We start from the raw sequence: 13148 nt of genomic DNA, 5'->3' as shown, positions 1-13148 counted from the left end.
GCGGTAGGGAGCAACTCATGAATTACCTGAAACTGGTCGCGGCTATGCTTGCCGCGGCAACAGCGTCGACGCCGGCCGCGGCCGCGCAATTCGCATTCAATTTCAACACGACCAGCACGTTGTTCGGTGGTCCGACCCAAACCATCCAGGGCGTCTTCACCACTTCCGACACGCCTGTCGATCGCTTTGGTTTCAGCGGGCTGGAAATCACTGGCATCTCTGGGACGATCAACGGGGTCGCAATCTCAGGCCTCTACACGATCGCCGGTAACCCTTATTACTATCTGACCAGTGGCCCGACCTTCCTCGACGGCAGCGGCGTTCGGTTCAATGCTGGCGCCGCACAGAACATCGCTTTCTTTCATCAGGATAATGTGGCCTCGGATATTTATCGGGTGAATGGCAATGGCACGATCTCTGCTTTCGGCACGGCGTCGTCGAGCGCGGTGACCGCCACCAGTGCCGTCGCGGAGCCGGGGACTTGGATGCTGATGTTGCTTGGCTTCGGCGCCGTCGGCTATGCCGCACGCAGGCGGTCAGGCAGGACTGGAGCAGCGCTGCACGCCTGAGCGTGACGGGTCTTCGAGATGAGGCCTACGCAATCAGGGCCGCCGGTTCATCCCGGCGGCCCTTTGCTGTTCGACTGCTTGAGCCCGGTGCGGTTAGCCGGCGAAGGCAACCCGCACCGTCGTCGGCCGGCGGCGGCGCAGGGCGGTGCCGATGGCGCCGAAGCCAAGCAGCATCAGCGCCCAGGTCGCGGGCTCGGGCACGCCGCCGCTGACCGCGAACGACGCTGCGGTGGCGGTGGTCAGGTGGCAGCCGACGGAGGGGATGCCCGGCGGGCAGGACTGGAAGGAATAAGCGAGGTTGAGCCCCGTCAGAATCCCGTTGTTGTTGTTGATGGTGCCACTGAACAGTCCGCCCGAATAGATCGAGCCGAAGCTGAAGGGATTGTCGCCCTGCATGAGGTTGAGCGCCCCGAGCATAGTGCTGAAGCTGCCGCTATAGGGATCGACATGCTGGCTGTTACCAGGATTGCAGCTTGGCCCGCTGGTGCACAGGATGGTCGTGGTCGTGCCGCTCAGCGAGCCGCCGATGCCGACCAGATAGACCGCCGCATTGACAGGCGCGGCGAACAACGTCAGCGCCGCCGCTGCACCGAGACCCAGACGCATGCTTCTTCCCCCTTGTTGCCGCGACACCCAATTCCAGCCGTAGCCGCGACTCGTGTCGGAAATGTTTACGCCGTTGCTAAGGATGTCAAATTTCCGGCCAAAACGGCCGAAAACGCCTCCACACCGGCCCGAGCTATAATTCAGGCCGCGCGGCCTTGTTCCACCGCCGAACCGTTTGTGGCGGGCAAAGGATGCCCGAACAGGTGGCCCTGGCCAAGGTCGCAGCCGAGCCGCTGCAGGAATTGCTGCTGCTCGAACGTCTCGATCCCTTCCGCCACCACCTGCCGCCCGAGATTGTGGGCGAGGCTGACGATCGCGCGCACGATCTTGGTGCTCTCGGCGTCGCGGTTCATGCCGGCGATGAAGGAGCGGTCGATCTTGAGCACGTCGGCCGGCAGGTCGCGCAGGTGGACCAGCGAGGCGTAGCCCGTCCCGAAATCGTCGAGGCTGACCCCGACGCCGCGCGCGCGCAGCCGCCGGAGACACTCGACCACCGGGCCCCCCGGCCGGCCGAGCACGACATTCTCGGTGACCTCGACCGTTAGCGCGCCCGGCGGCAGGTCCCGCTCGGCGAGCGCGGCGAGGATGTGGTTGGCGCCCGCCTCGCCCTGCAGCTGGCAGGCAAGGAAATTGACGCTGATCGCCCGCGGGCCGGGACCGCCGCGGCGCGCCTCGCGTGCCGTGTCGAGCGCCATCACCAGCACGCTCTCCTGGATCGCGATGCTGACACCGGGGTCGTCGAACGCCTGCATGAAGGCGCCCGGACGAAGCAGTCCCTTGCCCGCGTGGCGCCAGCGTAGCAGCGCTTCATGATATTGGACGGCGCCGGTGCGCAGGTCGACGATCGGCTGGTAGTGAAGCTCGAACTCGTCGCGGTCCAAGCCGCCGCGTGCCTGCGCCACCCACGACCGCCGCGCTTCTAGCTCATCGCAGACGTCGGTGGAATAAGCGCGCCAGCAGCCGCGACCGTCGGCCTTGGCGCGGTACATCGCCAGATCGGCTTCCTTGTAGAGCCGCTCGGGGCTGCCGCTCTCCTGCTCCCAACTCGCCACCCCGCCCGAAAAGCGGAGCGAGACCGGCCGGCCGTCGTGGGTCAGTGGCTCGTCGCCCGAGCGTTCGACCACCCGCAGCAGCGCCGGCAGTAGCTCGCGTTCGCGGTCGACCAGCAGCACCGCCAGCTCGTCGCCGCCGAGGCGGGCGACGAAGCCGCGCTCACCAACCACCGCGCGGAGGCGGCGACCGGCCTCGACGATGGAGGCGTCGCCGGCGAGGTGCCCGGCGGTGTCGTTGACCTCCTTTAGGTCGTCGAGGTCGATGATCAGCAGGTCGGCGTTGCGATGGCGGCCCAGCAAGGCGATCCGCTGCTGGAAGGCGGCGCGATTGGCGAGACCGGTCAGTGCGTCGGTATTGGCGACCCGGCGCAAGATCTCATGCTCGGCATGCGCGGCGTCGCGCTGGCGCAGGAAGCCGCGGAAGCGGTCCGCGATCGCCAGGCTGAGGATGATGCTCTCGAAGGCGATCGCAGCGAAGCTCGCCATATCGAGCAGGTCGGACTGGCCCCACAGGCCGAAATTTCGCCCGACTCGCAGCATGAACACCAGCATCGGCGCAGTCCAGGCGGCGAGGTAGAACCACACGAAACGGCTCTGGCGGCGGATTCCGTAGACGATGCCGGTCCCGACCAGCAGGATCGAGACTACGAAGGCGACATTGAGCAGCAGATCGGTGCTACGCGCCGGGAGCCAGCGATCGCTCGCCGCAAGCCACCCGCACAGCACGATCGACAGAGCCGAAACCCGGCCCGCGCGGATCAGCCAGACGGGCAGTTTGCGACGTTCGATGAAGTCGAAGAAAAAGCCTGTCGCCGAGCCGATCAGCAGGCTCACCAAGAGGATGTTGCCGCGGACCCGCCAAGAGCCGTCAAGCCCTGGCCAGGCGAAGCTGACCAGCCCCGTCCAGCATAAGGTGTAGGCGATCCCGCTGCCGAGCCAGACGACGTACCAGCGCTGGAACTGGCTGCGCACCCACGCCATCAGGAACAGGTTGTAGGCAAGCGCGCATAGCAGCACGCCCGAGATGGCCATCGCCAGCCCGATCCACGTCTGCAGCTGGGCGGTCTGCTGCGTGGTCGACAGCGCATTGACCGAGCGCATCATGGCGAGATCGTCGATGCCCTGATAGCCAAGGCAGATGCGCTGCAGGCGATCGACCGGGACCGGGATCGGAATGGCGAGCCGGTTGCCGAGGGACTGGATGTCGCCGAGGTCGTTCGACGCACGCGACACCAGCAGCGGCGCGGCGCCGCGAGCCTGCAAGGCGACCGCGATCCGCTCGAACCTAATCTGGTCGACCTGCAACAGCCAGCGATCGCCGAGCGCGCGCCCGTGCGGCACCTCGACCTCGACCCAGCGCCAGTCCGAACCTTGTGCGCCCGCCGGTGCGGCGGCGGTGCAGCTCGCGCTTGGTGCAAAGCTCAATATCTCGCCGCGGGCGGACGCGGCGGTGGGCGAAGCGGCCAAGGCCACCCCCACGACTACCTTCAGCAACGCCCACAAACGCTTGAACATCAATCCCCTCGCGCGTCGTTTAACGCGCAAATGCTTCCTGAAGCTTAATATAGGTCAACACAACGGCCCGTCGGCGCGGGGTGGGAAATGGCGACGCGGCGTGACTTTCGGGCCGCGTTGATGCGCCATCGGAAGTGATCGTCAGCCGGCGTCGGCGCGATCGATCGACCCGTCGAGCTGCGCGATACGGCTGAGCAGCTCGGCCGAGCGGAACGGCTTTTCGATCCGCGGCACTTCGGCAGGGACGTCGCTGGTCTCGCTGGCGTAGCCGGTGACCAGCAGCGCGGGGAGGGCAGGGGCGAGCGTGCGCGCCGCGCGGATCAGCGCCGCGCCGGTCATCTGCGGCATCGCATAATCGGTGACAAGCACTTCGTAACCGGGGTCATCGCGCAGCTTTTCAAGTGCCGCCGCACCGCTATGGGCCTGGTCGACCCGGTGGCCGGCGTCGCGCAGCATCTCGGCGGTCGCAGCGCGGACCAGTTCCTCGTCGTCGACCAGCAGAATGCGGCGCGGCCTGGTCTCGCCGATCTCGATCCCGTCGCGGACTGGCTCGTCGACCTGGCCGCTGCCGCGCGGCACCCACAGGCTGACGGTCGTGCCCTCGCCGACCGCGCTGTCGATCGAGAGGCCGCCGCCCGACTGCGCCGCCAGGCCGTGGACCATCGACAGGCCAAGCCCGGTGCCCTTGCCGACTTCCTTGGTCGAATAGAATGGCTCGATCGCCAGCCGCAGCGTCTCGGGGGTCATGCCGTGACCGTCATCGTGGACGTCGATCCGGACGTAGTCGCCGGGCGCCAGGCTAGCCGGGTGCGCGCCAGTAACCTTCTGTTCGCTGACCGCGATGCGCAAGCGGCCGCCGGCTTCCATCGCGTCGCGCGCGTTAACCGCGAGGTTGAGCAGCGCGAGCTCGAGCTGATTGGGATCGATCCGTGCAGTGAGACCCGCCGGCGGCGGTTGCAGCTCAAGCTGGATGGTCGGACCGAGCGACTTGCCGATGAGGTCGGTCATGCCGATCAGGAGCCGCTGCAGCCCAACTTCCTTGTCTTCCAGCCGCTGCTTGCGGGCGAAGCTCAGCAGCCGCGCGATCAAAACCTTGGCGCGGTCTGCGCTGACCAGCGCGCCGTCGAGCAGGCGCCCGTTGCGCGGGGTGTGATCATGCCGGCGGAGCACGTCGAGCGCGCCGATGATCGGTGTCAGCAGATTGTTGAAGTCGTGCGCAATGCCGCCGGTGAGCTGGCCGAGCGCTTCCATCTTCTGGCTCTGGCGGAGCGCTTCCTGCGCCACCTGCAGTTCGGTCTCGCGTGCCTTGGCGTCACTAAGGTCGCGTCCAACCGCGATGAAGTTCTCTCCATCGGCCTCGGGCGCGACGGTCCATTCGATATGCTTCCAGCCACCGTCGGCGGTGGCGATGCGATTCTCGAACCGCGCCGGCTGGCGGTTTTCGCTCATCCGCCCTATTGCCGCCAGCGTCGGCGGCATGTCCTCATCGTGCATAAAGCTGGCGTAGGGCCGCGTCAGCAACTCGTCCTCGCGCCACCCGAGCACCCGGGTCCAGGCCGGGCTGACCGCCGACATCATGCCGGTGTAATCGGCCCGCGCGAGCATGTCCTGCGACAGGTCCCACAGCCGATCGCGCTCGGCCGCGCGTTCCGCCACCTGCGCTTCGAGCGTCTCATTCAGTTCGTGTAGCGCGGCATCGGCCTTTACCCGCTCGGTCGTCTCCGCGAGAATGCAGAATACGCCCGCAGGTACCCTGCTTTCATCGTAGATCGGCGAATAGTCGAGGTTCATCCAGACCTGCTCGGGCACCCCGTGCCGGTACAAGGTCAGTTCCTGGTCCTTGTAGGACAGGGTGTCGCCGGCGAGGCCGACCTTCATCACATGATCGTTGAAGTCGGCGACTTCGGGCCAGCCTTCGCGCACGTTCGAGCCAAGCAGTTCCGGATGCCGCCCTCCCGCGAACAGCGAATAGGGATCGTTGTAGAGCATCACCCCATGCTCGCCCCACAGCATCACGATGGGGACCGGCGAGCAGAGCAGGGTGACCGTCGCGGTGATCAGGCTTTGCGGCCACGCATCGAGCGGTCCGAGCGGAGAGGTCGACCAGTCGCGCCCGGCAATCAGTCGTCCGCACTCGGCGCCTGTCCGGCGGAACAATTCGGCGGCGGCGGCAGGGGCAGCAGGGGTTGACAGGGACATGAGTCGCTCACTCAAACGCAATGTTGATGCCGTGCGAAGCAAACGCGGCACCGTCGCTCCCGTTGCCCGAAACCGGCCGACAGGCAAGCGTCGGCCATTCCGACGAAGCGAATGCAAAAATGCGGGAACCCACCACGGCGAGGATGGTTAACCCTCCTGAAGACGGAGTCCCCCTTCCGCTTCAAGGCCCAATGCAGCCCGGTCGCCCTCCCCCCCGCGACCGGGCTGTTTCTTTGTGTGCAGCAAGCCGGGACAACAGATATGAAAAAGGGCCCGGCGTCGCCGCCGGGCCCTTTGGTTACGCATACTGGAAGGCGATTTTACGCCATCTGGGTCAGCAACTGCTGCGAATTGCGGCGGCGCATCGAGAAGCCGACCGCGCCGAAGCCGAGGAGCATCAGCGCCCAGGTGGCGGGCTCGGGCACCGCGGGGGTGGCGCCGAACGACAGCGTGCCGCTGTACGAGGCGTCGCCGAAGGTGGTGCCGTTGATGGTCAGCACGTTGGTCGCATTGGCGATCAGCGGGATCATCTCACGGCTGGCGCTGTCGAACACGCCGTTGGCGATGTTGAACGAATAGTTCGACACGCTGTTGTTCAGCACGACCGAATTGAAGTTCAGGTTCGTCAGCGGGTTCGACGTGTTGTAGGTCGAATTGAGGATCGACGACACGCTGTTGTAGCCGGTCGGGGTGGTGAACGTCACCGTGTCGGTGAACGACTGGCCCGACGGGCAGCTGTTGACGGTCGGCGTGCACTGCACGGTCGGGTTCGCAAACGAACCGGCATTACCGTCGATCTGCGGAGTGATGACGGCGGCGCTGGCGCCCGTGGCGAGGCCGGTTGAAAGGGCGAGTGCTGCGGCGAAACGCAATACATTGGTCATGGGGAAGTCCCTGTTACGAGAGGAAGTGAGCAATCCAGTAGGGTCTTAACAGCTCATTCACCCGTTCGTTCAACTTCGGCTTATCCGATGTCCCATAACAGGATTAAAAATCGATGTTGGCGGTTAGCGTTGCATCTCGGGCACAACATTTGTTCGTTTCTGTCCCGAAACGCCGCTCGAACAGCGTCTCCTGTTTTAGACGCCAGCAGGGGCATTCGATTTGCGCACGCGGCTGAGCATCTGCCGGCGCAAGGTCTCCTACGATTCGGTTGAAGGAGCCATTGCTGGCGCGCGGACCGGCCCTGCCGAACTCCGGCCCTATCGCTGCGACCGCTGCCGCGCGTTTCACCTCACCAGCCGCCTTAAAGGCAAGCGCCGGCTTCCGCCCGACCCGCGCTGAGCGCACCAATGAAAAAGGCCCCGCGGTCGCCCGCGAGGCCTCTTCATTCGATGGGAAGACGCGGCTTATTCGCCGTCGTTGTTCCCATTGCCGCCGGTTAGGAAGGCCGGCGCGAACTCGGGCGCGGGGCCGTCCTCGCGCTCGCGGCGCGGGCCGCGGTCTCCGCGATCTCCACCCTCGCGCGGGCCGCGATCGCCGCGGTCCCCGCGAGGACCACGGTCACCGCGGTCGCCGCCATCACGGCGCGGGCCGCGATCACGGTCGCCGCCGCCGCGACGGCGGTCGCCGTCACGGCCGCCACGGTCACCGCGCGGACCCCGGTCGCCACCCTCGCGCGGCTCGCGCGGCGGGCGGGTGTCGGGCAGTTCCTCGCCGGTATCCTGGTCGACCACACGCATCGACAGGCGGACCTTGCCGCGGCTGTCGACTTCGAGCAGCTTGACCTTGACCTCCTGGCCTTCGCTCAGGACATCGCGGACATTCTCGACCCGGTCGTTCTTGATCTCCGAGACGTGAACCAGTCCGTCCTTGCCGGGCATGAAGGTCACGAACGCGCCAAAGTCGACGATGCTTGCCACCTTGCCGGTGTAGATGGTGCCGGGCTCGGGCTCCTGGGTGATGCCCTGGATCCACTTGCGGGCCGCCTCGATCTGGTTGACGTCCGACGAGCTGATCTTGATCACGCCCTCGTCGTCGATGTCGACCTTGGCGCCGGTGGTGGCGACGATCTCGCGGATCACCTTGCCGCCGGTGCCGATCACTTCGCGGATCTTGTCCTTCGGGATCGACATGGTTTCGATCCGCGGCGCGTGCGCCGACAGCTCGTTGCGGGTGTGATCGAGCGCCTTGGCCATTTCGCCCAAGATGTGCGCACGGCCGTCCTTGGCCTGCGCCAGCGCGACCTTCATGATCTCCTCGGTGATGCCGGCGACCTTGATGTCCATCTGGAGCGAGGTGATGCCCTGGTCGGTGCCGGCGACCTTGAAGTCCATGTCTCCGAGGTGATCCTCGTCGCCGAGGATGTCGCTGATCACCGCGAAGTCGTTCCCGTCGAGGATCAGGCCCATGGCGATGCCCGCGACCGGACGCTTGAGGGGAACACCTGCGTCCATCATCGACAGCGAGCCGCCGCAGACGGTCGCCATCGACGAGGAGCCGTTGCTCTCGGTGATGTCGCTGAGAACGCGGATGGTGTAGGGGAATTCCTCGTTCGACGGCAGCATCGGGTGCAGCGCGCGCCAAGCGAGCTTGCCGTGGCCGACTTCGCGGCGGCCCGGGGCGCCGAAGCGGCCCACTTCACCGACCGAATAGGGCGGGAAGTTGTAGTGCAGCATGAAGCGCGAGTAGCTCAGGCCGTCGAGGCCATCGATCATCTGCTCGCTGTCCTTGGTGCCCAGCGTAGTGGTGCAGATCGCCTGCGTCTCGCCGCGGGTGAACAGCGCCGAGCCGTGGGTGCGCGGCAGCAGACCGACCATCGCCTCGATCGGGCGGACAGTCTTGGTGTCGCGGCCGTCGATGCGGCGGCCTTCCTTGAGGATCGCACCGCGGACGATGTCGGCCTCGAGGACCTTCACCATCTTCTGCGCGATCAGCTGCTCCTGCGGGTCGGCGTCGGCAAAGACTTCCTTGGCCTTGGCGCGGGCGGCGTTGAGCAGGTCCGAACGCTCGCTCTTGCCGGTGACGCGGTAGGCGGCGTCGATGTCGGCGCCGATCGCGTCCTTGAGCTTGGCCTTGATGGCGCTCTTGTCGAGGCCGGCGGCCAACTCCCACGGATCCTTGGCGGCCTTCTCGGCCAGGTCGATGATCGCGTTGCAGACCTTGCGGCTCGCCTCGTGGGCGAAGACCACAGCGCCGAGCATCTGCTCTTCGCTCAGTTCCTGCGCTTCGGATTCGACCATCATTACCGCGTTCGGGGTCGCGGCGACGACTAGGTCGAGCTGGCTCTCCTTGATCTGCTCAGGCGACGGATTGAGCACATACTCACCGTCGATGAAACCGACGCGCGCGCCGCCGATCGGACCCATGAACGGCACACCCGAGATGGTGAGGGCCGCGGACGCGGCGCACATCGCGACGATGTCGGGCTCGTTCTCGCCGTCGTACGACAGGACCTGCGCGATCACGAGGACTTCGTTGTAGAAGCCTTCCGGGAACAGCGGGCGGATCGGACGGTCGATCAGGCGGCTGGTCAGCGTTTCCTTTTCGGTCGCCCCGCGCTCGCGCTTGAAGAAGCCACCCGGGATACGGCCGGCGGCGGAGAACTTCTCCTGATAGTGGACGGTCAGCGGGAAGAAGTCCTGGCCCGGCTTGACGCTCTTGGCGGCGGTGACCGCACAGAGGACGACGGTCTCGCCCATGGTGGCGAGCACGGCGCCGTCGGCCTGGCGGGCGATGCGCCCGGTCTCGAGCTTCAGGGTCTTGCCGCCCAGATCGACTTCAGCAGTATGGATATTGAACATCTTGTTTCCTTCACCCCGCCGCCAGATGCGTGCGGGGGCAGCTTGAGGCAGACAACCGGTCTGCGAGCGGTGCGGGGCGTTGTTTGAGCCCCTGAACGTCCCGCCGGATTGCGGGACTGTCCGAATAGGCGAAGGGCGCCGCGATGGGCGCCCTTCAGGAAAGTCGGGTTACTTGCGGAGCCCCAGGCGACCGATCAGGTCGGTGTAGCGCTGAGCATCCTCGCGCTTGAGATAATCAAGCAGGCTGCGCCGCTTGTTGACCATCATCAGCAGGCCGCGCCGGCTGTGATTGTCCTTGGCGTGCGTCTTGAAATGCTCAGTCAGCGTGTTGATGCGATCGGTGAGGATCGCGACCTGGACCTCGGGCGAACCCGTGTCATTGGCTTCGCGGGCGTAATCCTTGATGACCTGCGCCTTGCGCTCGGCGGTAATCGACATCGTGTCACTCCTTATATCGTTAGACGTTGAACCCGCGTACGACCCGGAGGCCGTCGTCGCCGCCTTCGACCAGCGCCACCGGACGATCCTCGTCCATGGCCAGGTGGAGGCCTGCAACCGCAGGTGACCGAAGCAGCCGGCGCCCCTGGCGGAGCAAAGCAGCGTCTTCGGGTGAGACGGGGAGGGCCGGGATGTCGTCCAGCCCCGCGATCAGCGGGAGTACCGCCCCATCAAGCCGCCGCGCCTTAGCGACTTCGCCCAGAAAGTCCAGCGATATCGCCTCGGCGAGGGTGAACGGACCCGCCTTGGTCCGGCGCAGCATGGTGACGTGACCTACGGTGCCCAGCTCCAGCGCGATGTCGCGGGCGAGGCTGCGGATGTAGGTGCCCTTGGAGACAGTGGCGGAGAGGGTGATTTCGGCCAACCCGTCATGCTGAACTTGTTTCAGCATCCATTCTTGGGCCTGCGGCTCGGATGGAGAGATGGACCCTGAAACAAGTTCAGGGTGACGGACCGTGAGATCGAAAATCGTCACCGCCCGGCTCTTGAGAGCCACCTCTTCGCCCGCCCGCGCCAGCGCGTAAGCCCGCTGTCCGTCGACCTTCAGCGCCGAATACGCCGGCGGGACCTGCTCGATCGGGCCCGTGAAGCGCGGCAGCACCGCCATGACCTCAGCCAGCGTCGGCCTTACCTCGCTCTTTGCCACCACCTCGCCTTCGAGATCGAGCGTGCTGGTTTGCTCACCAAACCGCATGGTGAAGTCATAGGCCTTGGTCGCGGCGAGCATCCGCCCGGCGAGCTTGGTCGCCTCGCCCAGCGCGATCGGCAGCACCCCGCTCGCCAGCGGGTCGAGCGTCCCCCCGTGCCCGACTTTGGTCTTGGGCTCGCCCGCCTCGCGCAGCGCGCGCTTGACCGCCGACACCGCCTGTGTCGAGCCAAGCCCGACCGGCTTGTCGAGGATGATCCAGCCGTGAAGCATGGTCAGGCGGCCGCGTCGCCGCTTATGCTGCCCGCCTCGCTTGCGCGGAGCCGCTCGAAGAAGTGGCGGCGGCACAGCGCGACGTAGCGGTCGTTGCCCCCAATCTCGGTCTGCGCGCCTGCCGCGACGGCGTGGCCGGTCTCGTCCACCCGCAGGTTCATCGTTGCCTTGCGCCCGCACTCGCACACGGCCTTGAGCTCGATCAGCGCGTCGGCGAGCGCGAGCAGGGCCGCGCTGCCCGGGAAGAGCTGGCCGAGGAAGTCGGTGCGGAGGCCGTAGCAGAGCACGGGGATGTTGAACTCGTCGGCGAGGCCGCACAGCTCGAGCACCTGCTCGTGGGTCAGGAACTGGGCCTCGTCGACCAGCACGCAATGGAGCTGGCGGGCCTTCAACTCGTCGAGGACGGCGTCGCGCAAATTGGTGTCGGGCCGATAGACGTACGCTTCCGCTCCGATCTCGAGCCGCGAGGCGATCCGCCCAGTCCCGGCGCGATCGTCGTGCGCCGCGGTCCACAGCATCGTCTCCATCCCGCGCTCGCGGTAGTTGAAGTCCGCTTGCAGCAGCGTCGTCGATTTTCCTGCGTTCATCGCGGCATAGTAGAAATAGAGCTTGGCCATGGGCCGAGCCGCTTAGCGCGGTTGTCGCGCGGGGGCGACCCGATGGTCCTCGAGGCGCGCGAAAAAGCCCGGCCATTTCTGGCCGGGCTTCTCCCCCGTTATCAATCCGAAGTCTAGGCGACCTGCGCCAGCATCGACGACGAACGGCGGCGGTCACGACGCATAGCCAGACCCATCCCGCCAAAACCCAGCAGCATCAGCGCCCAGGTCGACGGTTCCGGCACCGCCGAGACGCCAAAGCTGATCGTGTCGACGGCAAAGTTGTTGCTTCCGGTGATCCGGGCACTTGCAATCCCCGAGTCAGCGAAGCTGACGTGCCCGACAGCGGCACTATTCCCGAAGCTGCCCAATGTCAGGACCCGGCTGTCGAGAAGCGAGTTGCCCAATCCGAACAGTTGAACGGTATAAGTCGATGCACTCGTCCCGTTGATGAGGTCGAACGCCAGGTTGCTGACCGGGTTCGAGAAATCGAACGAGATGCTGCCGCTTTGCGTGCCGAACAGGTTGGCACCCGACGTCTGAAGACCCGCCCAGCCCTCTCCATTCATCACGAAGCCGCTGTTGTTCGCGTCGTGGATCGTGACCCCTGCATAGGTGAGCGGCCCATGGACGCCGGTGTTGGCATAGCAGCAGGTCACGGGCGGCGACGTCAGTTCGTCGAAATTGACATTCTGGGCACTGGCCCCCGTTGCAGAGCCCAGCAGCGCCGTCGCCGCGGCCGCGAGAATGATGGTCAGCTTCATGTAATGCCCCTCTTGATGACGGACACGAGCGATAAAGCTTACGTTGCATTAGGCTAGGTTTGTTTACTCCAAGTTAAATCAAATTTGTATCGTTGCGGGATTCACACGGTCACACCGGCCACTCCCACGGCAGCACGCTGAACATCACCGTGTCGCGGATGTGGCCGGTCCAGGTGATCGTGTCGGCGCGGCGGATGCCTTCGCGGACGAAGCCGAGCTTCTTGCACGCCGCCTGGCTGCGCAAGTTGCGGCGGTCGACCCGAAACTCGATGCGGCGGAAGCCGGCGGCGAAGGCGCGTCCGATCATCATCGCCTTGACCCGCCGGTTGCGCCCGGTCCCACGGAGGTGCGGGCGGTAATAAGTGAAGCCGATCTCGAGCACCGCGTTGCGCTCGTCGATCCGCAGGAAGCTCGACATGCCGGCGAACTCGTCACCGTCGAACAGGACGAACGTCAGCGCGTCGGGCCGCGCCAGGAGCGCGTCAATCGTGCCGTCGAAATGCTCAGGATCGCAGCTGACCGAATAGATTGACCAGATGTCACCGTCTTCGGCGCAGGCGGCCTTGAGCGCCGCGCGATTCTCCTCAGCAAAGAGGAGGGCGCGACAGCCTTCGCCTGTCATCTCTTCGGCCAGCAATCGGAGGTCGGTCATCGATAGTGTCAGCGGTTCCTGAGGACGGCATCACC

10 protein-coding genes and 1 pseudogene are annotated in these 13148 nt (G+C 65.9%); 1 reads left to right on the top strand and 10 read right to left on the bottom strand.

The features are described from left to right. The first annotated feature begins 17 nt into the window (after nt 1-17). Nucleotides 18-569 carry a PEPxxWA-CTERM sorting domain-containing protein gene (locus GCU42_RS06245; RefSeq protein ID WP_240309352.1) on the top strand — a complete coding sequence of 184 codons (552 nt, stop codon included), beginning with the start codon at nt 18-20 and terminating at the stop codon, nt 567-569. Nucleotides 570-662: 93 nt separating this feature from the next. Here GCU42_RS06245 and GCU42_RS15605 read toward each other — a convergent pair. The 10 genes and pseudogenes from GCU42_RS15605 to GCU42_RS06190 form a co-directional block, all read right to left on the bottom strand. Then, nucleotides 663-791: pseudogene (locus GCU42_RS15605) on the bottom strand (PEPxxWA-CTERM sorting domain-containing protein); the annotation flags it as partial. Nucleotides 792-1315: 524 nt separating this feature from the next. Next, nucleotides 1316-3694: a putative bifunctional diguanylate cyclase/phosphodiesterase gene (locus GCU42_RS06235; RefSeq protein WP_162789152.1), complete on the bottom strand. Its 2379-nt coding sequence runs from the start codon at nt 3692-3694 to the stop codon at nt 1316-1318. Between the two features lie 189 nt (nt 3695-3883). After that, nucleotides 3884-5941 carry a hybrid sensor histidine kinase/response regulator gene (locus tag GCU42_RS06230; RefSeq protein WP_114226734.1) on the bottom strand — a complete coding sequence of 686 codons (2058 nt, stop codon included), beginning with the start codon at nt 5939-5941 and terminating at the stop codon, nt 3884-3886. A gap of 320 nt (nt 5942-6261) precedes the next feature. After that, complete coding sequence (locus tag GCU42_RS15225; protein WP_205214934.1) at nt 6262-6825, bottom strand: FxDxF family PEP-CTERM protein; 564 nt, start codon at nt 6823-6825, stop codon at nt 6262-6264. Between the two features lie 465 nt (nt 6826-7290). Continuing rightward, nucleotides 7291-9684 carry a polyribonucleotide nucleotidyltransferase gene (gene pnp / locus GCU42_RS06215; protein ID WP_114226732.1) on the bottom strand — a complete coding sequence of 798 codons (2394 nt, stop codon included), beginning with the start codon at nt 9682-9684 and terminating at the stop codon, nt 7291-7293. Nucleotides 9685-9852: 168 nt separating this feature from the next. Further along, the gene (rpsO, locus tag GCU42_RS06210; protein WP_114226731.1) at nt 9853-10122 is read right to left on the bottom strand and encodes a 30S ribosomal protein S15; all 270 of its coding nucleotides are present in this window, start codon (nt 10120-10122) and stop codon (nt 9853-9855) included. A 19-nt stretch (nt 10123-10141) separates the two neighbouring features. Further along, nucleotides 10142-11101 (bottom strand): tRNA pseudouridine(55) synthase TruB, encoded by a 960-nt coding sequence (gene truB / locus GCU42_RS06205; RefSeq protein WP_114226730.1) that lies wholly within the window; start codon nt 11099-11101, stop codon nt 10142-10144. Nucleotides 11102-11103: 2 nt separating this feature from the next. Next, the gene (locus GCU42_RS06200) at nt 11104-11718 is read right to left on the bottom strand and encodes a thymidine kinase (RefSeq protein WP_114226729.1); all 615 of its coding nucleotides are present in this window, start codon (nt 11716-11718) and stop codon (nt 11104-11106) included. A gap of 113 nt (nt 11719-11831) precedes the next feature. After that, nucleotides 11832-12461, bottom strand: a complete 630-nt coding sequence (locus GCU42_RS06195) for a PEPxxWA-CTERM sorting domain-containing protein (protein WP_114226728.1) — start codon at nt 12459-12461, stop codon at nt 11832-11834. A 109-nt stretch (nt 12462-12570) separates the two neighbouring features. Beyond that, nucleotides 12571-13113, bottom strand: a complete 543-nt coding sequence (locus GCU42_RS06190) for a GNAT family N-acetyltransferase (protein ID WP_114226727.1) — start codon at nt 13111-13113, stop codon at nt 12571-12573. Nucleotides 13114-13148: the final 35 nt, after the last annotated feature.

This window comes from Sphingomonas ginsengisoli An et al. 2013 (assembly GCF_009363895.1).
Lineage (GTDB): Bacteria > Pseudomonadota > Alphaproteobacteria > Sphingomonadales > Sphingomonadaceae > Sphingomicrobium > Sphingomicrobium ginsengisoli.
The sequence above is the reverse complement of the archived record's forward strand: the minus strand, read 5'-3'. Positions and strand labels throughout refer to the sequence as shown.